Source organism: Cutibacterium sp. LaCa_89 (assembly GCF_058177555.1).
In genome coordinates this window covers 1,436,329-1,460,098 of the sequence record NZ_CP190889.1, presented here as the reverse complement: position 1 = coordinate 1,460,098, position 23,770 = coordinate 1,436,329, and the positions used below count along the sequence as shown (strand labels likewise).

The 23,770-nt window shown below is 63.5% G+C and carries 20 protein-coding genes and 4 tRNA genes; 13 read left to right on the top strand and 11 right to left on the bottom strand.

Annotated features, from left to right (window positions below; genetic code table 11):
• Complete coding sequence (locus ACP8LP_RS06765) at positions 1 to 735, top strand: DUF3710 domain-containing protein (protein WP_016667541.1); 735 nt, start codon at positions 1 to 3, stop codon at positions 733 to 735.
• A gap of 2 nt (positions 736 to 737) precedes the next feature.
• The gene (locus ACP8LP_RS06760; protein ID WP_016667542.1) at positions 738 to 1,130 is read left to right on the top strand and encodes an OB-fold nucleic acid binding domain-containing protein; all 393 of its coding nucleotides are present in this window, start codon (positions 738 to 740) and stop codon (positions 1,128 to 1,130) included.
• A gap of 610 nt (positions 1,131 to 1,740) precedes the next feature.
• Here the strand turns inward: ACP8LP_RS06760 and ACP8LP_RS06755 are convergent.
• Complete coding sequence (locus ACP8LP_RS06755; protein ID WP_016667543.1) at positions 1,741 to 2,400, bottom strand: potassium channel family protein; 660 nt, start codon at positions 2,398 to 2,400, stop codon at positions 1,741 to 1,743.
• Positions 2,401 to 2,442: 42 nt separating this feature from the next.
• A complete protein-coding gene (locus ACP8LP_RS06750; protein ID WP_081302568.1) occupies positions 2,443 to 3,138 on the bottom strand; it encodes a potassium channel family protein in 696 nt (231 codons plus the stop codon).
• Between the two features lie 134 nt (positions 3,139 to 3,272).
• Between ACP8LP_RS06750 and ACP8LP_RS06745 the strand changes: the two genes are divergently transcribed.
• The 6 genes from ACP8LP_RS06745 to dxs all read left to right on the top strand — a co-directional run bounded on the left by ACP8LP_RS06745 (position 3,273) and on the right by dxs (position 13,278).
• Positions 3,273 to 5,297 (top strand): APC family permease, encoded by a 2,025-nt coding sequence (locus ACP8LP_RS06745; RefSeq protein ID WP_016667545.1) that lies wholly within the window; start codon positions 3,273 to 3,275, stop codon positions 5,295 to 5,297.
• Positions 5,298 to 5,478: 181 nt separating this feature from the next.
• Positions 5,479 to 6,660: a class I SAM-dependent RNA methyltransferase gene (locus ACP8LP_RS06740; RefSeq protein WP_016667546.1), complete on the top strand. Its 1,182-nt coding sequence runs from the start codon at positions 5,479 to 5,481 to the stop codon at positions 6,658 to 6,660.
• Complete coding sequence (locus ACP8LP_RS06735) at positions 6,623 to 6,913, top strand: DUF6767 domain-containing protein (RefSeq protein ID WP_306425491.1); 291 nt, start codon at positions 6,623 to 6,625, stop codon at positions 6,911 to 6,913. Before ACP8LP_RS06740 ends, ACP8LP_RS06735 begins: the two co-directional genes overlap by 38 nt.
• 354 nt (positions 6,914 to 7,267) lie before the next feature.
• Positions 7,268 to 9,937 (top strand): aconitate hydratase AcnA, encoded by a 2,670-nt coding sequence (gene acnA / locus ACP8LP_RS06730; RefSeq protein WP_484483051.1) that lies wholly within the window; start codon positions 7,268 to 7,270, stop codon positions 9,935 to 9,937.
• Between the two features lie 210 nt (positions 9,938 to 10,147).
• The gene (locus ACP8LP_RS06725) at positions 10,148 to 11,269 is read left to right on the top strand and encodes an alpha/beta hydrolase (RefSeq protein ID WP_484483050.1); all 1,122 of its coding nucleotides are present in this window, start codon (positions 10,148 to 10,150) and stop codon (positions 11,267 to 11,269) included.
• 140 nt (positions 11,270 to 11,409) lie between these two features.
• Entirely contained in the window at positions 11,410 to 13,278 is a 1,869-nt protein-coding gene (gene dxs, locus ACP8LP_RS06720; RefSeq protein ID WP_036975957.1) for a 1-deoxy-D-xylulose-5-phosphate synthase, read from the top strand.
• Between the two features lie 34 nt (positions 13,279 to 13,312).
• Here dxs and ACP8LP_RS06715 read toward each other — a convergent pair whose 3' ends face one another.
• The 3 genes from ACP8LP_RS06715 to msrB all read right to left on the bottom strand — a co-directional run bounded on the left by ACP8LP_RS06715 (position 13,313) and on the right by msrB (position 15,687).
• Positions 13,313 to 14,551: an HRDC domain-containing protein gene (locus ACP8LP_RS06715; protein WP_016667550.1), complete on the bottom strand. Its 1,239-nt coding sequence runs from the start codon at positions 14,549 to 14,551 to the stop codon at positions 13,313 to 13,315.
• On the bottom strand, positions 14,548 to 15,117 hold the full coding sequence (locus tag ACP8LP_RS06710) for a DUF3000 domain-containing protein (protein WP_016667551.1): 570 nt from the start codon (positions 15,115 to 15,117) through the stop codon (positions 14,548 to 14,550). Before ACP8LP_RS06710 ends, ACP8LP_RS06715 begins: the two co-directional genes overlap by 4 nt.
• A 123-nt stretch (positions 15,118 to 15,240) precedes the next feature.
• Positions 15,241 to 15,687, bottom strand: coding sequence for a peptide-methionine (R)-S-oxide reductase MsrB (gene msrB, locus ACP8LP_RS06705; protein WP_016667552.1), 447 nt, complete (start codon positions 15,685 to 15,687; stop codon positions 15,241 to 15,243).
• 134 nt (positions 15,688 to 15,821) lie between these two features.
• Between msrB and ACP8LP_RS06700 the strand changes: the two genes are divergently transcribed.
• Positions 15,822 to 16,676 carry a PPK2 family polyphosphate kinase gene (locus ACP8LP_RS06700; RefSeq protein WP_016667553.1) on the top strand — a complete coding sequence of 285 codons (855 nt, stop codon included), beginning with the start codon at positions 15,822 to 15,824 and terminating at the stop codon, positions 16,674 to 16,676.
• A gap of 56 nt (positions 16,677 to 16,732) precedes the next feature.
• Here ACP8LP_RS06700 and ACP8LP_RS06695 read toward each other — a convergent pair whose 3' ends face one another.
• From ACP8LP_RS06695 to ACP8LP_RS06680, 4 genes are all read right to left on the bottom strand, one after another.
• The gene (locus ACP8LP_RS06695; RefSeq protein WP_016667554.1) at positions 16,733 to 17,491 is read right to left on the bottom strand and encodes a sirohydrochlorin chelatase; all 759 of its coding nucleotides are present in this window, start codon (positions 17,489 to 17,491) and stop codon (positions 16,733 to 16,735) included.
• Positions 17,492 to 17,735: 244 nt separating this feature from the next.
• Positions 17,736 to 17,810 (bottom strand) — tRNA-Val (locus tag ACP8LP_RS06690).
• Between the two features lies 1 nt (position 17,811).
• A tRNA-Cys gene (locus tag ACP8LP_RS06685) sits at positions 17,812 to 17,882 on the bottom strand.
• A gap of 28 nt (positions 17,883 to 17,910) precedes the next feature.
• Positions 17,911 to 17,983 (bottom strand) — tRNA-Gly (locus tag ACP8LP_RS06680).
• A 498-nt stretch (positions 17,984 to 18,481) separates the two neighbouring features.
• On the opposite strand from ACP8LP_RS06680, the gene ACP8LP_RS06675 reads away from it, so the two are divergent.
• Positions 18,482 to 18,556, top strand: a tRNA-Val gene (locus tag ACP8LP_RS06675).
• Positions 18,557 to 18,722: 166 nt separating this feature from the next.
• Positions 18,723 to 19,787, top strand: coding sequence for an NAD(P)-dependent alcohol dehydrogenase (locus tag ACP8LP_RS06670; RefSeq protein ID WP_016667555.1), 1,065 nt, complete (start codon positions 18,723 to 18,725; stop codon positions 19,785 to 19,787).
• Here the strand turns inward: ACP8LP_RS06670 and ACP8LP_RS06665 are convergent.
• Positions 19,744 to 20,532, bottom strand: coding sequence for an ABC transporter ATP-binding protein (locus ACP8LP_RS06665; protein ID WP_484483049.1), 789 nt, complete (start codon positions 20,530 to 20,532; stop codon positions 19,744 to 19,746). The two genes, ACP8LP_RS06670 and ACP8LP_RS06665, sit on opposite strands and share 44 nt — an antisense overlap.
• A 33-nt stretch (positions 20,533 to 20,565) precedes the next feature.
• Positions 20,566 to 21,627, bottom strand: a complete 1,062-nt coding sequence (locus ACP8LP_RS06660; protein ID WP_016667557.1) for an FtsX-like permease family protein — start codon at positions 21,625 to 21,627, stop codon at positions 20,566 to 20,568.
• Between the two features lie 226 nt (positions 21,628 to 21,853).
• Here ACP8LP_RS06660 and ACP8LP_RS06655 point away from each other — a divergent pair, with 226 nt between their 5' ends.
• Both ACP8LP_RS06655 and ACP8LP_RS06650 read left to right on the top strand, forming a co-directional pair.
• A complete protein-coding gene (locus ACP8LP_RS06655; protein ID WP_016667558.1) occupies positions 21,854 to 23,074 on the top strand; it encodes a sensor histidine kinase in 1,221 nt (406 codons plus the stop codon).
• Complete coding sequence (locus ACP8LP_RS06650) at positions 23,071 to 23,703, top strand: response regulator (RefSeq protein WP_016667559.1); 633 nt, start codon at positions 23,071 to 23,073, stop codon at positions 23,701 to 23,703. Before ACP8LP_RS06655 ends, ACP8LP_RS06650 begins: the two co-directional genes overlap by 4 nt.
• The last annotated feature ends 67 nt before the right edge of the window (positions 23,704 to 23,770 follow it).

The following is a 23,770-nucleotide window of genomic DNA, read 5'->3' as shown; positions in this document are numbered from 1 at the left end:
ATGTTCGGTCGCAAGAAGCGCAACGACGACGTCGAGACGGATGAGGGCATCGACGAGGAGCTCGAAACCACCGAGGAGGCTCCCGACGATCCCGACGTCGAGGAGACCACTGACGAGGACGAGCCCGGCGAGGAGAAGGACGCCTCCACCTACCGGATCAACCTCGACCGCGAGGATGGCCCCTTCGACATCGACGAGGTCGACCTCGACGCCGACGATGTCGAGCGCATCGACTTCGGTTCCCTCATCGTTACCCCGTTCGAGAACATGCAGATGCAGATCCAGTTGGACCAGGCCTCTGGTGCCGTGCAGAGCCTGCTCGTCGTTCAGGGGAACTCCGCCATCGAGGTGGCCCTCTTCGCTGCTCCTGCCTCGACCGTCATGATTGACGAGGTCCATGAGGAGATGGTCCGCGGCACCGCTGCTCAGGGCGGCGAGGCCAATGTCGGCCCCGGACCGATGGGTGCCGAGCTTCGTCGTATCGTCCCGATGAAGGGGCCGGACGGTGAGGATGGGTACCACGTGTCCCGCACCTGGCTGGCCCAAGGGCCGCGCTGGCTGCTGCGCGGTGTGCTGATGGGCGAGTCGGCTCTTGGCGAGAAGCTCGACGCCACCGGCCAGCTACTGTTGGAGTTCTTCTGCAACCTCGTGGTGCGTCGTGACGACAGCCCGCGTGTCCCCGGCGACGTCATCCCACTGAAGGTTCCTGAGGGTCTGCACCCGGAGGAGTCCTGATCATGGCCGAAGGCACCGATGCTCGCGCCCCCCGCGAGTCGATGCTTCGGCGGGTCCTGCACCGGGTCACGGCGTCCAACGAGGATCTTGCCGATGACGACTTGCAGCGCTCCAGCATTAATGCCGGGGTCTCGACCATTGCCGAGGCCAGGATGCGTTCCCGTGCGTCCCTCCAGGGGAGGATCGAGGTGCTGACCCTCAACCCTCGCGGAACGAATCGCTGGCTCGAGGCCGAGCTGCGCGACGGCACTGGTGCTGTGACGTTGATATGGATGGGTCGGCGTCGCATCCCGGGGCTACGCGCTGGACGAAGGATCAGCGTCGAGGGGATGATCACCGAGGCGGATGGGCGCCGAGTGATCTACAACCCCAGGTACACCGTTCTTCCCGACTGAGTGGCAGTCCTCGACTAGGTGACAGCTTCGGCGAAGGATCTTGGGGTTTCCGGGCCTTCGCCGGGCCCCGGGACTCGTCTTCAGACCGGGTGGCCCTAGCCCCCTTCGCTGGCGCTTCTTCACCGCTCGGTGCCTGTTTCCTTGACATGGCTTCCCCATTCCTGACCTCGTGCCTCCGTTTACCGTCTTCCTTCCGACCCGTGTTGGTCTCCCGCTCACCTCGCGCGTTCACTCCGCCCTGGTGTGGTGATGTAGGTCCTGATGGCTCCTGTTGTCATGTGGGTTGGCAGCAGGAACCGTCGTAACCGTTATTGCCACCACTTGGGCAGGGCGAGGCGCGGGGCGCGTGGGGTATTGATGCTCTCCAGGCCAGCCATAGATTGTCGAGGCGTTCAACCCTGGTGGAGATCTGGGTGGCAACCGGCCCTGCTGCAACCACAGCTGACAGCAGCCTTATCCAGAACCGGGATTACCACGACGGAGGGGGAACCGGGCATGAGGGGGGAAGGAGGGAACACGAAGAGGAGCGCGGGACAGCACGGTAGGTGCTGCCTCACAGCTGCGGGGCACCCCACAAGAAGCCTCAGGGCTGTGAGTCCGAATCAGCTGATCAGTGAGGCGCCAGCAGGTCGACCAGATCGGGCTCGTAGTTCGGTGAGACCATGAAGAGCAGCTCATCGCCGGCCTCCAGTGCGGTCTCACGCTCCGGCGCACGCCCCTGACCATCACGGATGATGGCGACGAGAACTGCATCTCCGGGCATCGAGATGTCGCGGATGCGGTCACCCACACGCGGAGAGTTGTCAGGCAGGGTGAGCTCGACAAGGTTCGCGCGGCCCTTCTGGAAGGTGAACAGGCGGACCAACTCTCCGACGGTCACAGCCTCCTCCACCAGTGCCGCCATGAGCCGCGGGGTTGACACAGCAACATCGACTCCCCACACCTGGTCGAACATCCACTCGTTGCCGGGATGGTTGACACGGGCGACGGTCCTCGGCACGCCGAATTCAGTCTTGGCGAGCAGCGAATGGACCAGGTTGACCTTGTCGTCGCCGGTGGCCGAGATGGCGATGTCACAGTTGTCGATGCGGGCCTCTTCGAGGGCAGCCAACTCGCAGGCGTCCGCGCACAGCCACTCGGCTTCCGGCACGGTGTCCGGCTTCATGGCCTTGGGGCTCTTGTCGATGAGCAGGATCTGATGCCCATGAGCCGTGAGCTCACGGGCAATGGATCGACCGACGTTACCGGCTCCAACGATGACGATTCTCACGATTCTCCTTGCCTCGGGTGATCAGAGCGTTGCGTCTAGCACTCAACGCTTGACCGGCGGCTTAGCCAGCAGGCCCTCGATCTCGGTGATGCGCTCGACCTCGACGGCTGCGTAGACGACGTCTCCATCCTGCAGCAGGGTGGCGTCGTCAGGAACCATGCCCTGACCGAACCGCAATAGGAAGGGCAGCGGGGTGTGGATGCGGTCCTGGATGGCGGAGATCTTCATCCCGACCCAGTCAGTGTGGGTGTTGACGCGGATGAGACGGACCTGACCGGAAGGATCACGCCAGGCCGGCTCAGAACCCTCCGGCATGAGGCTTCGCAGCACCTGGTCGGCAGCCCAGCGCACGGTCGCGACTGTCGGGATCCCGAGCCGCTCGTACACCTCAGCACGTCCCTGGTCGTAAATGCGCGCCACGACGTTGTCGATTCCGAACTCTTCGCGGACCACGCGGGCGGCCAAGACGTTGGAATTGTCCCCACTGGAGACGGCAGCGAATCCGTCAGCCTCGCGGACGCCGGCCTTCTCCAGTACCGAGCGGTCGAATCCGACCCCCTTGACCGTCCGTCCCTTGAAGTCGGGCCCAAGCCGGCGGAAGGCGTTGTCGTCAATGTCGATGACCGACACGTCGTGGCCACGTTTCTCCAACAGGATGGCCAAGCTCGAACCGACTCGGCCACATCCCATGATGACGATGTGCACGGGACCCCTTTCCTGGGTTGCGGTGGCACCCATCCGTGTCGTGGTTGTCGGGGCCATTCTGCCGCGTCCCGGTCTGCCTGTCTCGTCCGAGGGCGGTTGCTGACCTCACGGTCATGAGGGTACCGGCAATGTGCCGATGATGTTCCACGCAAGTAGAGTGGCCCGTCGTGAAGGTTTTCCAAGCCGTCAAGAGGGTGCTCATCGGGCGCAAACTCGAGAGCAGTGCTCTGGGCGAGACCCTCCTGCCGAAGCGGATCGCACTGCCAGTGTTCGCTTCCGACGCCCTCTCGAGTGTGGCGTACGCCCCTGACGAGATCCTCATCACCCTGTCTCTGGCAGGCGCTGCCGGATTCGCATTCTCGTGGAAGATCGGCATTGCCGTTGCCCTCGTCATGCTCATCGTCGTGATGAGCTACCGCCAGACGGTGCATGCGTACCCGTCCGGTGGTGGTGACTACGAGGTCGCGACAGCCAATCTCAGCCCGCAGTTCGGGCTCGTCGTGGCCTCCGCCCTGCTCGTCGACTACGTCCTGACAGTGGCTGTGTCGGTGTCGTCGGGCATTCAGAACGCCGAGGCGATGATCCCCGGCCTTGCCGGGCACGAAGGCGTCGCGGCGGCTGTCGTCATCGCGATCCTGACAGCCATGAACCTGCGTGGTGTCAAGGAGTCCGGAACCTTCTTCGCCGTGCCCACGTACGCCTTCATGATCTCAGTGATCTGCATGGTGATTTGGGGTTTGACAAGGGTTTTCGTCCTGGGAGACAGCCTGCGCGCTCCCACCGCCGACTACACGGTCGTCGGAGCACCGAAGTACACCGGTCTCGTCGGTATCGCCTTCGTCATCCTCATGGCGCGTACCTTCTCCTCAGGCTGTGCCGCGCTGACCGGCGTCGAGGCGATCTCCAACGGTGTCCCATCCTTCCGCGAGCCGAAGTCGAGAAACGCAGCCACGACCTTGGCAATGCTCGGTGGAATCGCCGTCTCCATGCTCATGGGCATCCTCGTCCTGGCCAATGTCACGGGCGTCAAGATGTTCGACCCGACGGGGGAGTCCCACCTCGTCGACACTCACGGAAATGTCGTCAAGGACCAGGTGACGGTCGTCGGCCAGCTCGCCCGAACCGTCTTCTACGACTCCTTCAAACCGGGCTTCTACATCATGATCGTCTGCACGATGATCATCCTGTTCTTGGCTGCCAACACTGCCTTCAACGGCTTCCCGGTGTTGGGTTCGATCCTCGCCCGTGACGGCTTCCTACCCCGTCGTCTGCACACCCGTGGCGATCGTCTGGCCTACTCCAACGGCATCCTGACGCTGGCCACCGGCGCCATCATCCTCGTGCTGGTCTTCAACGCCTCGGTGACTGCGCTGATCCAGTTGTACGTGGTTGGCGTCTTCATCTCCTTCACGGTGAGCCAGACCGGAATGATGCGCCACTGGACGCGGCTGCTGCGCACCGACGCCTCGGCCTCGGTCAAGGAGCGCCGCAGGTGGAAGCACTCGCGGATCATCAACGGCATCGGCCTGGTGGGAACTGGTGTCGTCCTGATCATCATCCTGGCGTCGAAGTTCATCCACGGTGCCTACCTCGCACTCATTGCCATGGCCTTGGTCTACGTCCTCATGACGGGGATCAAGAAGCACTACGACTCGGTGGCCCAGGAGTTGGAGCTGAACAGCCCGTCCGACCGTGCCCTGCCGTCGCGGGTCCACGCGGTCATCATGATCTCGGACCTCAACAAGCCAACGATGAGGGCCATTCAGTTCGCGAAGGCCACCGTGCCAACTTTCCTGGAAGCCGTCATCGTCGACGTCGATCCCGACGTCACGGACCGCCTGCTGGAGCGTTGGGACGAGGAGGACATCGACATCCCCCTCAAGGTCATCGCTTCCCCGTATCGCGAGATCACCAACCCCTTCATCGACCACATCCGTCATATCCGCAGTGAGAATCCGCGAGACATGGTCGAGGTGTTCATTCCTGAGTACGTCGTCGGTCACTGGTGGGAGCATCTCCTGCACAACCAGACGGCTCTCGTGGTGCGGGCGCGCTTGCACTTCATGCCCGGAGTTCTCATCTCCTCGGTGCCGTACCAGTTGTGCAGCTCGGCGATTCTGGAGAAGCGCTGGAAGCGCAACGATCCGCGATCGTGGCGGGATCCCAGCGCGACGATCACGCCACGGCACTGACGGGATGCTTTCCTTGTGACGGCTTCGTGGTGATGATCACCACGAAGCCGTCACGGGTAGTGCCACAACGTCAGCTTTTCGCGAACGTGGCCTCGCCCACCCCCTGATATTGCGGGGTTCGAGGCCCATCAAGGCCTCAGCTGCACGGAAGTGACACCACTGGGGGCCTAGACTTGGCCTGATGCAGGAGTCTGTTGATGCGTCCCCGGCTGAGGAATTCGACCTCGTCATGGGCAAGGTCGCCCACGGTGGTTACTGCGTGGGGCATCTGGACGGCAGGGTCGTCTTCGTCCGCGGTTCATTGCCAGGGGAGAAGGTTCGGGTCCGATTGACCGATACCTCCAAGGCCTCGCACTGGTTCGGGCAAGCCGTCAAGGTCATTTCGCCTGACCCGCACCGGGTTGTCCCGCCGTGCCCCGTCGCGGGGGTGTGCGGTGGCTGCGACTTCCAGCATGTCGACGTCGAGTTCCAGCGCGAGCTCAAGCGACGGGTCGTTGCCGAACAGCTCAGTCGCATCGCCGGCATCAAGTGGACTGGATCCGTGGAGACTGTCGACGGTTCCTCCGACGGCCTGGGTTGGCGGACCCGTATGCAATATTGCAGCCTCGATGGCCGGCCGGCTCTGCGACGCCACCGCAGTCATGATGTGGTGAAAGTGCCTGAAGGTGGTTGCCCCATCGCGCATCCCGCTGGGCGCCCGGCTGCCGAGTCAGCGTGCCGCGCGGCCGACCAGGCGATTGTCATGGTGACTAGCTGCCTCACACAGGACCCGGAGGTGAGTGTCATCGCGGATGGGCAGCTCATCGCCGGCGGCGAGACGATGACGGCTCAGGTGGGTCAGCGTCGTTGGAAGGTTGGTGCCGGCGGCTTCTGGCAGGTCCACCCCGGGGCAGCCGAGGCATTGGCCGACGCCGTGGTGGGTGGTCTGGATCCTCATCAGGGTGACGAGGCCCTGGATCTGTACTGCGGGGTCGGACTCTTTGCAGGTCTGCTCGCCGATCATGGCGTTCGCGTTCGTGGCATTGAGGTGTCGCGCCAGGCGGTGGCATTGGCACGACGAAATGTCCCCGGTGGGCGTTTCACTGCCGGGCGGGTGGAACGAGTCCTGCCGCGTATGAAGGCCAAGTCGAATCTCGTCGTGCTGGATCCCCCGCGCAAGGGGGCGGGCAAGGCTGTCGTCCAGGCCGTGACGCGAACGTCACCGCGAGCGATCGCACATGTCGCATGTGATCCGGCTGCGCTGGCCCGCGATCTGCACCTGTTCGACGTCGGCGGATATGCGCCGCGTTCGATCCGTGCGTTCGACGTCTTCCCGATGACTCATCATGTCGAGGCCGTGGCGATCCTGGAGCCGAAGATCTGAGATGGCAGGTCCAGTTCCGATGTGTCCGCTGCGCCCGGGGGATCCTTGTAGTCTGTGCCAGCTCTACGTCACCGGCCCTCAGGACTGCGGTCTGGTATACCTCGTCATGGGTGATGACGCCCTGCGCAGCGAGCTCGCGAAGTCCAGGAAGGTGGCGCGAGAGAAGGAGAAGCAGAGCGCCCCGCCGCATGCGGTCGAAGTGACAGATGACGACGAGCTGGGGCCCGATCCCCGATCTGAGGGACTTGACTGATCCATACGATGAAACCTGTCCGGAACCACGATGTGATGCAGGCTGGGTTGGTGACGCCGTGTTGCGGTGCTGACAGGGGCGTCACCATGACCACCATGACTGTATCCCGCCGCACCGTCCCAAAATAGGGTGCAGCGCGGGGCTCTGGTGCCATGAACAAGTCGGATGGAGGTGTTCACCTTGAGCATGTCGACGGGGCCTGATGATCCTGTGGGCTCATTCTACTTCTTAGCCAAGCCTAACTTTGGGGCCGTTTCACAACAAGATATCTTGATGTCAAGATATCTTGTTCCGCCACGATGGTGGAGCTCGACGCGAGATGATGAGATCCGCATCGACTAGTCAGGAGTCCACATGAGTGTCAACAGCTTCGACGCGAGACGAACCCTCGACGTCGACGGCCAGTCCTACGAGATCTACGACGTCACCAAGGTCGACGGTTCCGACAGCCTGCCGTACAGCCTCAAGGTTCTGCTCGAGAACCTGCTGCGCACCGAGGATGGTGCTAACATCACCGCTGAGCAGATCACCGACCTGGGACATTGGGACGCCGACGCCCAGCCGTCCAAGGAGATTCAGTTCACCCCGGCTCGCGTCATCATGCAGGACTTCACTGGCGTGCCCTGCATCGTCGACCTGGCCACCATGCGTGAGGCAGTCACCGATCTTGGTGGTGACCCAAGCAAGGTCAACCCGTTGTCGCCCGCCGAGATGGTCATCGACCACTCTGTCATCGTCGAGCGCTTCGGCACTCCAGAGGCCTTCGAGCAGAATAAGGACATTGAGTACCAGCGCAACCGTGAGCGCTACCAGTTCCTGCGGTGGGGTCAGACCGCGTTCGAGAACTTCCGTGTCGTCCCGCCGGGCACCGGCATCGTCCACCAGGTCAACATCGAGCACCTCGCCCGCGTGACCTTCGTTCATGACGAGGACGGCAAGAAGGTCGCCTACCCGGACACCTGCGTCGGCACTGACTCCCACACCACCATGGTCAACGGTCTTGGCGTCGTCGGCTGGGGTGTGGGTGGCATCGAGGCCGAGGCCGCCATGCTCGGTCAGCCGGTTTCCATGCTGGTCCCGCGTGTCGTGGGCTTCAAGCTCTCCGGTGAGCTGCCTGACGGCGTCACCGCCACCGACCTCGTCCTGACGATTACCCAGATGCTTCGTGAGCACAAGGTCGTCGGCAAGTTCGTCGAGTTCTACGGCCCCGGCGTCGCCGCCGTGCCGCTTGCCAACCGCGCCACCCTGGGCAACATGAGCCCTGAGTACGGCTCGACCATCGCCGTCTTCCCGATCGACGACGTCACCCTGGACTACCTGCGCCTCACCGGTCGTGACGAGTCCCAGGTCAAACTCGTCGAGGCCTACGCCAGGGCCCAGGGCATGTGGCACGACCCGGATCGCAAGCCCCGCTACTCCGAGTACATGGAGCTCGACCTCTCGACGGTCAAGCCGTCCATTGCCGGCCCGAAGCGTCCGCAGGACCGTATCCTCGTCTCCGAGGCGAAGGAGACCTTCGAGAAGACTGTTCCCGACTACACCACCAACCCAGGTGCTGCCATTCCGGTCACCCTGGCCGATGGACGCTCCTTCGAGCTGCGCAACGGTGCCGTGACGGTTGCCGCTATCACCTCCTGCACCAACACCTCGAACCCGAGCGTCATGATTGCCGCCGGACTGGTGGCCAAGAAGGCCCACGAACTGGGTCTGTCGCCGAAGCCGTGGGTCAAGACCTCGTTGGCCCCGGGATCGCAGGTCGTCACCGACTACTTCGAGCGGGCCGGACTCTCCGAGCACCTTGTTGCCATGGGATTCGACCTGGTCGGCTACGGATGCACCACCTGTATCGGTAACACTGGCCCGCTCATACCCGAGGTCTCGGCCGCCATCAACGAGAACGATCTGGCCGTCACGGCAGTACTCTCCGGCAACCGTAACTTCGAGGGTCGCATCAGCCCCGACGTCAAGATGAACTACCTGGCCAGCCCGCCGCTGGTGGTGATCTGCTCGATCGCTGGCACCATGGACATCGATCTCAACAACGATGTGCTGGCCACCACCCCGGACGGCCGCGAGGTTCGTCTGGCCGATCTGTGGCCCTCCACCCAGGAGATCGAGGAGATCGTCGGATCGTCCATCTCCGCCGAGATGTACTCCGAGCGCTACGCCGACGTCTTCGACGGTGGCCCGCGTTGGAAGGAGCTGGAGACCCCCGAGGGTGAAACCTTCTCCTGGGATCCTGCCTCCACCTATGTCCGCAAGCTGCCGATCTTCGACGGCATGAAAGCTGAACCCGACCCAGTCGGTGACATCACCGACGCCCGCGTCCTGCTCAAGCTCGGCGACTCGGTCACCACCGATCACATCTCCCCGGCCGGCAATATCAAGACCGACTCCCCGGCGGGCCAGTGGCTTGCTGGCAACGGCGTCGAGCGTCGCGACTTCAACTCCTACGGCTCCCGCCGTGGAAACCACGAGGTCATGATGCGTGGCACCTTCGCCAACATCCGCCTGCGCAACCAGCTCGCCCCGGGAACCGAGGGTGGCTTCACCCGCGACTTCACCAAGGTCGACGGCCCCGTCACCACGGTCTACGACGCCTCGGTGAGCTACCGCGAGCAGGGCATCCCGCTGGTTGTCCTGGGTGGCAAGGAGTACGGTTCCGGATCTTCCCGTGACTGGGCCGCCAAGGGTACCCAGTTGCTGGGGGTCAAGGCCGTCATCACCGAGAGTTACGAGCGTATCCACCGATCCAACCTCATCGGCATGGGTGTCCTGCCGTTGCAGTTCCCGGAGGGTGAGTCGGCTGATTCCCTCGGCCTGACCGGCGAGGAGACCTTCGAGATCACTGGCGTCGACAAGATCAACGAGACGATCCCGGAGACGGTCCACGTCAAGGCCGTCAACGGTGACAAGGTCGTTGAGTTCGACGCCGTCGTCCGCATCGACACCCCAGGAGAGCGCTCCTACTACCTCAACGGAGGCATCCTTCAGTACGTGTTGAGGAACATGGCTCGTAACTGACGCATGCGTTCAACCGGGGGCGGAAACCACGTGGTTCCCGCCCCCGGTCATCGTCTTCTGAGAAATCGCACCAGGGCAGTGGCGACGACGAAATGGTGGGTGCCCTCGAGAAGTCCTGAAATCCGTGTGACAACCCTCACATCCCGTGACCCTCTGGTCACTACAGTGACGACACACAGCACTGAGAATCGTAGACGAGGGGAAACACCGATGGGACGACTCACCCGAATCGTGGTCACCGCACTGGCAGGCGGAGCCTTGACACTGACGCCCATGGCAGCCCACGCCGCACCGGCCACCTCCGATGCCCCGACCAGTGACGTCACGGCGGCCGTTCCGGGAATCCTCGGACAGATCCATGACACGCAGATCCATGACACCAAGGGCATCACCGTCACCTCCGTGACGAAGGTCTCGGGGCAGCAGCGCACTTGGCAGATCAATTACTCGACCCCGTCGATCGATCCCGCACAGACCTTTGATGGTCAGATGGCCATCCGCGTCACTCTGCCAGCTGGGTACGCCTCCCATCCCGACAAGCATTACCCGGTCCTCTACCTGCTTCCCGGCGGTGGAAGCGGTCGGGTCCGTGACTGGACCGACGAGTCGGGCAAGCAGGGCAAGGCAGAACAGATCACCGCCGATGCCGATCTCATCACGGTGACATTGGAGGGTGGCAAGGTCAGCTGGTACTCCGACTGGGCGAACCAGTCTCGCGGTGACGCCGACTGGTCGCACCACCACCTCGACGAGGTAATTCCCTTCGTCGACTCCAACTTCCGCACTGTGGCGTCAGGCAAGCATCGCGCCATTGCCGGTCTCTCCATGGGCGGCTACGGGGCCTATCACTACGCGATGGAACATCCGGGGATGTTCTCCTCGGTCTCGGCCTACTCTGGTGCCGTCGACATCGAGAGCGCCTCGGTGCGGGCCACCGTGGCCGAACAGCTCGTCAAGAGTGGATATCAGCCTGACTCGGTCTGGGGCCCGATGGTGCGAACCAACAGGACACTCGTCGAGGCGAACCCGTCCAGTGGAGAGGGAGCCGACAACCTCGCCAGCATTCAGCGCGACGGCACCCGTCTGGCTTTGTACGCGGGCACTGGGCTGGGTAGCGGCAATCCAGGTGCCATGGCCATCGAAACGGCTGTTGGAGCCAATACGACCGCTCTGCACGTGCGGCTCGCTGCTCGCCAGGTTCCCCATACCTACATCCGTTACACGACCCGCACTTACGGCGGTTTCAAGTGTGATGGCGGCCACGACTGGGGCTGCTGGAACGCTGATCTGAGCCAGGACCTGCCCCTCATCCTCAAGGCCGTGCGTGCCTGACTCCCCCCATGATCTGCCGGGCCCATCCTTTTCTTCCGGGGCTTACCAGTTGTGAAGAAGGTAGCCGGATTGTGAGCGTGAGGCGAAACGGGACGCAAAGTGGACCCGGCACTCTGGTGGCAGGTCCTAAGATGGCACGTATGGCTCTTCTCGACGACATCGGCTGCCCCGACGACGTGAGGAAACTCACCACTCAGCAGGCCGACGACCTCGCCGAAGAGATTCGTACCTTTCTCATCGACAATGTTTCGCGTACTGGTGGCCATTTGGGTCCGAACCTCGGCGTCGTCGAGCTGACGATCGCGCTCCACCGGGTCTTCGACTCACCTCATGACCCCATCATCTTTGACACCGGTCACCAGAGCTATGTCCACAAGATCCTGACCGGACGTGCCGCTGGCTTCGACAAGCTGCGTCAGCGCGGCGGTTTGTCCGGATACCCGAGCCGGTCCGAGTCGGCTCATGACTGGGTGGAGAACTCGCACGCCTCCACCTCCTTGTCCTGGGCCGAGGGCCTTGCCGAGGGATTTCTCTCGCGTGGCGAGGACCGCACGGTCGTCGCCGTCATCGGTGATGGTGCACTCACCGGTGGTATGGCCTGGGAAGCCCTGGACTCGATCGCGGATCAGCAGGATCTGCGTCTGGTCATCGTCGTCAATGACAACGGACGCTCCTACACCCCGACGGTGGGAGGTCTGGCCAACCAGCTCGCCATCATTCGCACCGATCCTCACTATGAGGAAGCCCTTGATCGTATGAAGCGGCATGTCACCGAGAAGCCGCTGGGCAAACAGGTCTTCGGTCTCATGCACGCGGCGAAGGCCGGCGTCAAGGACGCCCTCATCGGCAACGGGATCTTCTCGGACCTGGGAATCAAGTACCTCGGTCCGGTTGACGGTCATGACGTCTCGTCCGTCGAGCGCGCCCTCGAACTGGCCAAGCGCTACGAGCATCCCGTCATCGTCCACGTCATGACGACGAAGGGCAAGGGATTCGCTGCCGCTGAGGCCAACGAGGAGGACCACTTCCACGCCGTCGGTCAGATCGACCCCAAGACGGGAAAGTCCCTCAAGGTTGCCGGTGGTGCCTCGTGGACCCATGCCTTTGCCGGTGCCATGGTCGAGCTGGGGGAGAGGCGTCCCGACGTCGTCGGCGTGACTGCTGCCATGCTCCACCCAGTCGGACTGGCCCCGTTTGCCGCCCGTCACCCGGAGCGGGTTCTCGACGTCGGAATTGCCGAGCAGCATGCGGTCACCGCGGCGGCTGGCATGGCCGCTGCCGGTCTTCATCCGGTCGTCGCCTTGTACTCGACCTTCCTCAACCGGGCCTTCGACCAGCTCCTCATGGATGCTGGTCTGCACCATGCCGGCGTGACGATCGTGCTGGATCGGGCTGGAATCACCGGCTCCGACGGCGCCTCTCACAACGGCATGTGGGACATGGCGATCTGTGGGATCGTGCCCGGCCTCATGCTCTCGGCACCTCGTGATCGTCAGCATCTGATCTCGCTACTTGACGAGGCCGTCGACACTGATGACCGCCCCACCGTCATCCGGTACTCGAAGGCTCCCATGCCTGACGACATCCCAGTGGTGTCCTCCCACGAGGGCCTGGACGTCCTGCGCGAAGGACCGGAGGACGGCATCCTCGTCGTTGCCCATGGGCAGTTGTGCACTGATGCCTTGAAGGCAGCAGACAGTCTCGACGTCCCGGTGCGAGTGGTCAGCCCCCGCTGGTCCCTCCCGGTCTGCGAGGGTCTTCTCGAGGAGGCCTCAAGGGCTCATGCCATCATCAGTGTGGAGGACGGGTTGGTCGTCTCCGGACTCGGATCCCATCTGGCTGACGCCTTGTCAGAACGAGGTGTCTGGCGTCCGACCCGCAACCTCGGCATCCCGCAGCGCTACCTCGACCATGACTCGCGGTCGGCCATCATGGCTGAGCTGGGCCTGAATGCCGAGGGGATCGCTGAAGCAGTCGCTCAGCTGGCCTCCCAGCTCGACACCCAGTGAGCTGACTCCCCGACCGGAGAGCCTGAGGTCGCGATCACAGCTGGGCCATGACCTCGCTGAGCAGACTCGCGAGGATCCCTCGCTGCCACGGACGGGCGCCCAAATCTGCGAAGAACGCATCGACCCCCGCGACGGAGAGGTCGTGCGGTGGCTGCCATGCGAATTGCCGCAACCATGCCGGGGTACAGAGGTTTTCCGGTGGGACGTCATGGTCAGCAGCCATCTCATTGACGGCCGGTCTGACGGCCGCCCAGCGGGCAGCCTCCTCCGGATGGTGACGCTCCCAGGAGCGGGGGTGGGGGATCGCTGAGGAGTATTCGCGAAATGGCGGGTACTTCTTCGGCGAGACGCCACGGGCGTGGTCGATGGCGTCGACCCAAGTCTGGTGATATTTCATGGCCTGGCCGCGATGGAACCCCTTGACGGACAGGATTTTCTCGACATCGACGTTGACGGTGCGGTCGCAGTGCTTTGCGGCTGCGACGAGGGCCTCGTCACGCAACAGCCTGCCCGGAGCAATGTCGAGGTCGTGGGCGAGGTTCTCGCGCGCCAGCCACAGGTCATGCGCCAGTTGCAGCCCAGCTCTGCTGCGAATGTCACCGATGTGGCTGATCCGGCGCCAACGGGATGCGTCGACACCCGGTTCTTCGCTGGGGAGTCCAGCGGCCACCGTGACGAGGTGGGCGAACTCCTGACGAGCCCATTCGTCCTTTCCAGCCTCTCGGAGGTCGGCGATGACCTTTTCTCGCACGTCGTTGAGGAGCTCGACATCCAGAGCTGCGTAGACGAGCCAGTCATGGGGGAGGGGACGTCGAGACCAGTCCGAGGCGGAGTGCTCCTTGAGAAGGGTCACCCCGCAGTAGTGCTCGACCATCGATCCCAGGCCGACGCGAGGAAGGCTGAGAAGGCGTCCAGCCAACTCGGTGTCGAACAGGTCGTCAGGACGAAGACCGTCCATCGCCAGGCATGGCATGTCCTGGGCGGCGGCATGGAGGATCCACTGTGTCCCGGCGAGGGCATCGGCAAGCGGCTTCAAACCCTCCGTCTCGCCGAGAGCGACGGGATCGACGAGGTGAGTGCCAGCCCCCTCACGGCGCAACTGGATGAGGTAGGCGCGCGGGTTGTAACGGAAACCATGGGCCCGCTCGGTGTCAATCGCGACGGGACCGTAGCCGTTCTGAAGTGCCTGGCACGTGCGGCGAAGAGCCTCGGGAGAAGCGACGACTGGCGGCACTCCTTCCCGAGGCTCTGCAAGGACGGGGAAATCGCTCACGCGAGTTTGGCCCGTCGTGGTGAGATCGCGGTGATCTCGTCAGGAATCGGGGAGACCCCGCACGAGAGCAGGCAGAGGTCGCTCCATGATTCCGCGTGTGAATCGACGTCCTCGGCAGTCGAGAAGGTCGGCGTCCATGAAGCGCGCACCTCGATGTGATTCGACTCTGGGTCGGCAGCGAGCTGCCCGAATGGCCGGCTGACGACTGAGGTGACGGTGCCGGCCTCTGCGTGACGGAGCGCGTGATGGGTGTCGAGAGAATCGGTCAACCAGGACCATGCGACGTTGCCGACCAGGGGGTCAGAAGCCATCGACGGATCGACCTCGGCACGGATCATGGCAACGAATCGGCTCGTTCCCTGCCAGGCCTCGGATCCCGAGGGGTTGTGGAGCAGGATGAGACGTCCGCTTCCGAGTTCGTCACCCTTGATGATGACGGATCCTTCGATCGCCACCGAGAACGGCGAGATGCGGGTAGGAGCGGGTATCTCGCGAACCTCGAGCTTGCTTGACCACGAATACTTGAGGATTCGGGAACGCAACTCCTCGAAATCCACCGGATACATCTGCCGAATCACCCCTTCAGGCTATGGGGATTGCCATGCCCTGGTGCTCTCCGACGCGCCGCGCACCGCGGATAGATGCGGTCCTCATGGTTCAGGTTGAGGGTTTTCACCGTGAGGAGGTCGTCACTTGTCGGTTTCTGCCGGATCGAGATCGAGGCAGATCGAATTGATGCAGTACCTCAGGTCGGTCGGGGTGTCGAAGCCTTCACCGGCGAAAACGTGTCCGAGGTGGGAGTCACATCGGGCACATCTGACCTCCGTCCGTGGGCGCCCCGGAAGGGACTCATCAGTGAGGTAACGAACCCGGTCCTCGGCCAGTGGCGCGTAAAAGGAAGGCCAACCGCAGCTGGACTGGAATTTTTGGGTGGAGCGAAACAGCTCCGCCCCGCAGGCGCGACAGCGATAGACGCCCTCGGTAGTGGCGTCGGTGTATTTCCCCACGAAGGGAGCCTCGGTGCCTGCCTCCCGCAGCACGTGGTATTCCTCGTCGCTGAGACGCTGACGCCACTGATCGGGTGTCAGCACGAGACCCGGTTGCAGGTCTGGTGGGGTGGTGTTCTCGTTGGTCATGATCTCCTCCAGCCCGGCGCATCTCGCCGGTTCCATGTTGAGTGAAACGGTAATTCGGATGTTGTCATTCCCGCGCCGAGTCTGCCGGGTCGCGGCAGGATGGAGGAGCAAGAACCGAGGAAGGACGAACTCACATGGCCAAAGACTCCCTTCAGCTGTCCGATGTGCTGCGCTGCCCGCAGCCCCCGGTTGACATCAGCAAGATTGATACCGGCGCGACTCCGGAGGCACCTGGGGACAAGGAAAGGACCCTCAAGGAGCTCGAGCCGATGGCCGAGGAGCTCTCGGAGTTGCAGGAGACGCTGTTCGCCCGCGGTCGCAGTAACCCTGACGAGGCTCGACGCGTGCTCGTCGTTCTCCAGGGGCTCGACACCGCTGGTAAGGGTGGAGTGGTCCGCCACGTCTTCGGACTGGTTGACCCGCAGGGGATTCACCACCACAGCTTCAAGGCTCCGACCGACGAGGAGCTTAAGCACGACTTCCTGTGGCGAGTGAGGAAGGCCTTGCCCGAGCCCGGAATGCTGGGCGTCTTCGATCGCTCCCACTATGAGGACGTCCTCGTGGCCAGGGTCGACAACCTCGTCGAGGAGAAGGTATGGAAGGAGCGTTACGACCTCATCAACGAGTTCGAGCTCGGACTAGCGGCTGACGGCTGCAAGGTCATCAAGTGCTTCCTGCACATTTCCCCGGACGCCCAGAAGGAGAGGCTGCAGGCTCGTCTTGATGACCCCGCCAAGTACTGGAAGTACAACCCCGGGGATCTCGACACCCGTTCGAAGTGGCCTGATTACATGGACGCCTACCGCGACCTGCTCAGCAAGTGCAATCCGGACGTGGCTCCCTGGTACATCATCCCCTCGGATCGCAAGTGGTACCGCAACTGGGCGGTGGGACGCATCTTGCTGGAGACGATGCGCTCGATGAAGCTCACCTGGCCTCCCGCCGATTTCGACGTGGAGAAGGAGAAGGAACGCCTCGGCAACGCGTGACGAATGAGAGACCGGCCCGGACCCTTGTCCGGGCCGGTGCTGAGTTGATGGGGGTACTACTCGGGGACGACCTCGTCGTCGGTCCGCCCGGAGACCAAACCCATGGCGGCCGAGCAGTACCGCTGAAAGGTGAGGGCTGCGAGGACCGGATCGTCCCCCAAAGGCGCGGAGACAACCTCGGCGCCAGCGTGAAGCGCCATATGAGTGTGGGCGCGGAAGGTCTCGTCGTCGCAGATCCACAGGCTTCCCACCGCAATGTGACGACGACCCTCTCGACGTAGGTGGGTGACGACCTCCTCGACGTTGGTGGTGCCGCCGCTGTTGGTGGCAATGTGAACCGGTAGGTGGTGGTGCTGGGACCACAGGCGCGTCATTTTGGAGAGCATGGCCGCGCCCCGCTGGTCTCCGCTGTCGGGGGTCGAGAGGATGAGTGCATCCAATTCCTGGGCGTGCACGCGATGGGCTGCCAGTCGCAGACGTGCATCGACGAGGTTGAGTAGAGCCGGGGCCGGGCCGGTGGGCCGGGCTACGCGGATGGCCAGGTCCGGATGATTCCGACGGATGTCCTCGGCATGGCGAGTCAGCTGCGGCGGGCTGGAATGAAGGTGAGTGGCATTGATGGGGACCAGGACCAGCTCACTCCACGACGGTTTGATGCGAGGAGCTTTGCAACGGCCTTTCTCCGGCACGAAGCTGACCGTTGACTCGATGTGCGGGTGGAGGTGAGACATTCGCTGCCGCAATCTCTGGCCGATGAGATTCGCGGAGGCTTCGGACATCGCAGGGAGGACGAGGTCGAGTATCGGCGCAGCCATCTGAGCACTCCCTTCCCCAGCCATCAGGACAACAAGTCCGACACGTCGCGTTCACCCTATCGAAGTAGGTCCGTCGAATTGGCGGAATTGTCTCTGTGAACCGGTGTGCATGCAGTCCGTCAAGATGTGGGGCGAATGAGCGGCGACTGTGAGCGTTACGGATTCAACAGGACAGAATCTTTGAGGAAAGGGAGAAACGGTCGGTGTAGCAAAAGGTCGACCGACTCATGTCGACCGACCTTTTTGGTGGGCGATGCCAGGTTTGAACTGGCGACCTCTTCCGTGTCAGGGAAGCGCGCTACCACTGCGCCAACCGCCCGAGGTGGAGACGGGATTTGAACCCGTGTACACGGATTTGCAGTCCGTTGCCTCGCCTCTCGGCCACTCCACCATGTGGATAGGTCCGAAAGACCTCTCCGAGCGGACGACGGGACTCGAACCCGCGACCCTCACCTTGGCAAGGTGATGCTCTACCAACTGAGCCACGTCCGCATGTTTTCCAGCAGTTCTCTGAGGGGCTTTCGCTCCTTGTCGTTCCTGCCGGGCGACGAGAAAGAACTTTAGAGGATGTTTCGGTGACGATGCAAATCGGGGCGGGATGCTCGCACCAAAACTTGTGATTCCCCTAGTCAGAGTGGAGTTTCATTGATGTGGTCCATTGGTGTGTCGCGATTCGGGATCGGTTGGGCGTGCTCCACATCGAGCCCGGATGGATGCTGATCCAGGTCACGGTGCGGGGGAATCAGGCTGGGAGGGGCGTGCGACCGGGGGAAAGCGGTTGATGGGTATGGCGGTGACCGGGTTGCTGATCGGGTTCGCTGCCACCGTGCGTTGCACGATGAGGTGTCAGGACCGCGGTCACCACACACGGGCGTGTCAGACGTCATCAGGTGGTTGGATGGTCTTCGCGATCCCCGGCATTGGTGTCTGCGGATAGTGGCCCGTCGACTTGGACAAGCACCCCCGCTTCTGGCATAGTTTCTCCAGCGCGGGCGGTTGGCGCAGTGGTAGCGCACTTCGTTCACACCGAAGGGGTCGCGGGTTCGAACCCCGCATCGCCCACCACCAGGCATGGCTGCACAGGAGTCCACAGAAGACTGTGCAGCCATTGTCGTCTCCTTTGCTGAAGCATCTGATTGTGCTTCTGGGGCCGCCTCACAGGCTGATTTGCAATACTCTGACAACGTCAGTGCCAGGGATCGGCACTGGGGATCACCGAGGAGGCACACTCATGCCCATCACCGTCAAGGCCCTTCAGAAGGAAGGCCCGGACAAGCCGTTCAAGGTCGTAGAGATCGAGAGGCGAGATCCTCGCCCGGACGACGTCGTCATTGCCATCAAGGCTGCAGGTATCTGTCACTCCGACATCCACACGATCCGCAACGAGTGGGGTCACGCGCATTTCCCGCTCACCGTCGGTCACGAGATCGCCGGTGTCGTCGAGGCCGTCGGTTCCGAGGTGACGAAGTACCAGCCCGGCGACCGGGTGGGTGTCGGGTGTTTGGTCAATTCCTGCGGCCACTGTGAGCAGTGCGCGGCAGGAGAGGAGCAGGCCTGTCTCAACGGGTCCGTGGGAACATATGACACCCGTGACGTCGACGGCACCATCACCCAGGGCGGGTACAGCCAGAAGGTCGTCGTCAACGAGAGGTTCGTCTGTCGCATCCCCGACTCCTTGGGCTTCATGGCGGCAGCTCCGCTGTTGTGCGCCGGGATCACCACCTATTCGCCCATTGCCACTTGGAACGTGGGCCCTGGTGACGAGGTCGCCGTTCTGGGTCTTGGTGGCCTGGGACACATGGGCGTTCAGATCGCGGCGGCGAAGGGGGCTGAGGTCACCGTTCTGTCTCGCAGCCTGCGTAAGGCTGACCTTGCCGAGAAGCTCGGAGCCACGCGTACCCTGGCGACCAGCGACGAGAATTTCTTCCGTGACCATCGCGGTGAGTACGACTTCATCCTCAACACCATCAGCGCCCCGATCGACCTGAAGTCCTATCTCAAGTTGCTCAAGCCGCGCGGCGTGATGGCCTGTGTCGGACTGCCCCCGGAGGAGCTGGGCCTGCCGATTGGTTCCCTCATCAACGGTTCCAAGGTGCTCGCCGGATCCAACATCGGCGGTATCCCGCAGACCCAGGAGATGCTCGATTTCTGTGCGGAGCATCATCTCGGCGCCTGGGTGGAGAAGATCGGCGTTGACGAGGTCGATGCGGCCTATGACCGTGTCGTCGCCGGAGACGTGAGGTTCCGCTTCGTCATCGACACAGCGACCTTTGAGGATGCAGCCCCAGCCGAATGAGCCACGCGCCGATACGACCACGAGCTGAGTCCGAGTCGTTCCGCGACGACTTCTCGTCGCGGACTCCACGCGCCTGGGCGAGATGTCCATCGAGCATCTCCAGATGCTGGGAGCCGTGATCGATGAGCTCCTCGTCGTGGGTCACGAGCATCGTGGCGGTGTCATGCTCATGGGTCAGTTTGGCCACGAGTTCGATGATGCGGGTGCCAGCCTGGGAATCCAGGGCACTGGTCGGCTCGTCGACGACCAGTACGCTGGGGTCGTTCATGAGGGCCCGGGCGATGTTGACTCGCTGGCGCTGTCCACCTGACATCTGCGCCGGCCTCTTGTGCATGTGGTTGGCCAGGTCGACGGCGTCGAGGAGTTCCTTGGCCTGCTCGCGGCGCTCGTCACGGGTGGAGCGATGCGCACCGTCGAGTTCTCCCATCATGACGAGCTGGTCGACGGCGTCGAGGCTGGGGATGAGGTTCGACTGCTGAAAGACGATGCCGATCTTCTCCCGGCGTAGTTCGGTGGTGCCGGCGTCGTCGAGTCCGGTGACGTCGATGCCGTCAATGAGGATGGTGCCGGTGTCGGGCCGGGCCAAGGTGGAAGCGACGGCCAAGAGGCTCGATTTTCCCGACCCGGACGGTCCGGTGATGACGGCGACGTGCCCGTTGTCGACGTGCATGCTGACGTCCTGCAAGGCGGTGACGCGACGGTTGCCGTCTGGACGGGTGAAGGTGACGTTGTCGAGGGTGATCATGCGAAGCTCCTGAAAACTGTGGGGACGGACAGGTCAGCGGGTCGAGCCGAGGGCCTGCTCGGGTTCTGCCCTCGACAGGGAGCGGATGGCCACAGCAGCTCCGGCAAGGCCCAGTAGACCGAGCAGGGTTCCTGGACCGAGTACCGTCCACCACGTCATGGCGAAGGGCATGGTCGAGCGGATGGCGAATCCGGTGATCGTCACGAGGACCAGGCCGGCACCGATACCGATGGCCAGCACCACACCTGCCTGTCCCAGGGCGTCACGACGCAAGGCCTGGGTCGTCGCTCCCAGCGCACGCAGCACACCGATGTCGTGCTGACGCTGGATTGTCCAGACGGTGAAGAATGCTCCGACGACGAGGGCCGAGATGCCCAGAAGGAGGCCGATGATGAGAGCCAGGGAGCCAATCTCAGGTCCGAAGGTCGGCAGCATCCGCACTGACTTCCAAGGAGAAGCCGACTCGGTTCCGGCGGCCTTGTCGACCGCTTTCCAATCGGGCTCGCCATGCACCAGCAGGGCGGTTGGCTCGGCCTTGGGCTGGCCCATGCGCGCCACGGTCGCCTGCCAGTCCGCGTAGCCCATGGCGACGACGGCCGAATGGCAATACCAGGTGTCGTCACTGACGGACCCGACGGCGAACTTCTGGGACCCGATTTCCATCGTGTCCCCGGCTGCTAGTCCGAGGTCATCGGCGATGGTCCGGGAGATGATGACCTTCCCCCTCGCCGGGGCGCCGAGGGAGGTCGCCGCGACGTCGGACCCGAAGATGGCCACTGCGGATCCGGTGCCGTCCTTGCTGGCGCGGGTCTGGGTGACGCCCAGGGGAGTGACCCCTGAGACCCCGTCAGCTGACTGCCAGGTCTTGAGCTGGTTCTCATGCACCCTGGAATCGGTCCACGTCGTCGTCGATCCCGTCTTGGCCAGCACGACCCGATCAGCCGGTACCTGTACCACCGCGGCGACGCTGCGCTGGGCGAGGCCGCCTGCCAGACCGGTGAGGAAACCGACCAGTACGCAGATGAGAGCCACTACCACGGTCATAAGGGCAAACCGGCCCTTGGCGAAGGCCAGATCACGCCGGGCGAGGAACATGGGAACTCCTTGTCGTTGTCGTCGTAACCACCTTCCTGGTGAAAACCCTTGTCGGAATCAGCGCGTGGTGTGGTTGTGGGGCGACTCCAGGCGGAGGCGGACATCAACCTTTTGGATGACGCGGGGGAGGGTGCCTGGTGGCACGGACCTGTGGGTTGCGCACCTACACTTGGGGCCGATGAGAACGACCGCACTTGCTCGTGATGGGTTGCACCGGTGGCGCGACATGGACGCCGGTCACCGCGGACGCGCGGTGGTCATTGAGGTGGGCATGCAGATCGGCATCCAGGTGCTCTTTGCCGGTCTGGTCATCTTCACCGTCGTGATGGCCCTGGTGCTGTCCCCACCCCACTTGTGGCGAATCCTCACCTGGGAGATCCTGCTCATCCTCGTCCACACCGCCCTCATGACGACCCACGTCATGGATCGCACTCGGCGTGACAGGTGGCGGCCCATCCTGGTGACAGTGATGGTCGCCATCTCGATCTTGTTGGCCGTCGACTTCCCCTATGCCGCCTACCTGACGATCCCGCTCTCCTTCGTCTACCTGGATCACCTGGCCCCTCTCCATGCCTGCATCTCCGTCGTCGTCGGGGCCGTGGCCATCGTCCTCGGCGTCGGACTGACGAGTGGCTGGAGCGTCGGGGGAGTCGTCGGGCCGGTAGCCGGTGCCGCAGTGGCCGTCGTCGCCGGTCTGTCCCTCAAGGCGATGCAGGCTCAGGCGGCCGAGTTGGAACGCCTCAATGTCGACCTGCTCGCCGTGCAGGAGAGGTTGGCAGCCTCCCAGCGGGAAGCTGGGGTGCTGGAGGAACGTGCCAGGTTAGCACGGGAGATCCACGACACCGTCGCGCAATCCTTGTCGAGCATCGGTCTGCTGCTGTCGGCGGTTGAGCGCACGGCCCCTGACCATCCGGCGATCGAGCAGATCCAGCTGGCCCACCGCACCTCGTCCGAGGCGTTGTGCGAGACCCGCGTCCTCATCGCGGAACTGGCTCCTCCCACCGTGGCCGATCAGGGTTTGCCGGCAGTTCTCAAGCGACTGGGTGCGACGACGTGGTCACTCGGCGGACTCGACGTCGACGTCGACTGTCCTGACACCTCAGACCTGTCGATGGAGATCCAGACAGTCCTGCTCAGACTGTGCCAGGGAGCCATGTCCAACGTGGTCCGTCATGCCCGTGCCCGGCACGCAACGATCCGGATCTCGCGTACCGATGAATCCCACGTCCATCTGAGGGTGACCGATGACGGCGTCGGGATGGACCTCGACGCGCCAGTGCGAGAGGGAGCTTTCGGGCTGCACGCCATCAGACAGCGGGTCGACGAGCTGTCCGGGGAGGTCTCGCTGACCTCAGAGCCGGGGGAGGGGACGATCATCGACGTCGATCTCCCGGTGCATTCCACCGCCGAGCAACCACGCCTCGTTCACCAAGGAGAACCGTCATGACTGTGCGCGTCCTCATCGCCGACGATCATCCGGTGGTTCGAGCCGGAGTGACGGCCCTGCTCGGTACCGATCCGGACATCGAGATCGTCGCCACCGCATCGACCCCCGCCCAGGCCCTCGCCGCCGCAGCGACGACGGACCTCGATCTCATGCTGCTCGACCTGCAGTTCAGCAGCGATGCCAATGCACCGTCCGGGGTGGACGTCACCCGCAAGGTCCGGTCACAACCGAATCCCCCGGAAGTCCTCATCCTCACCAACTACGACACCGACGCCGACATCCTGGCAGCGGTCGAGGCGGGTGCCACCGGTTACCTCCTCAAGGACGCTCCCGCCGAGGAACTGCTGTCGGCGATCCATCGTGCCGCTCGCGGTGAGGGAGCCCTGGCGCCGGCCGTCGCCACTCGTCTCATGGCTCGGATGCGCTCCCCACAGACCTCCTTGACGGCCCGGGAACTCGACGTCCTGGAAGCCTCGGCGGAGGGGCTCTCCAACACACAGATCGCGGATTCCCTGTACGTCTCCGAGGCCACCGTCAAGACCCATCTGTCGCACATCTACACCAAGCTCGGAGTGACCTCTCGCAGCGCGGCAGTGGCTCGCGCCCGAGACATTGGTCTCATTCGCTGACCCGCAACTCGAAGCGACCCGACCCGGTACGGCATTATTGGACCATGTCCGGCATCCGCCGGGTTGC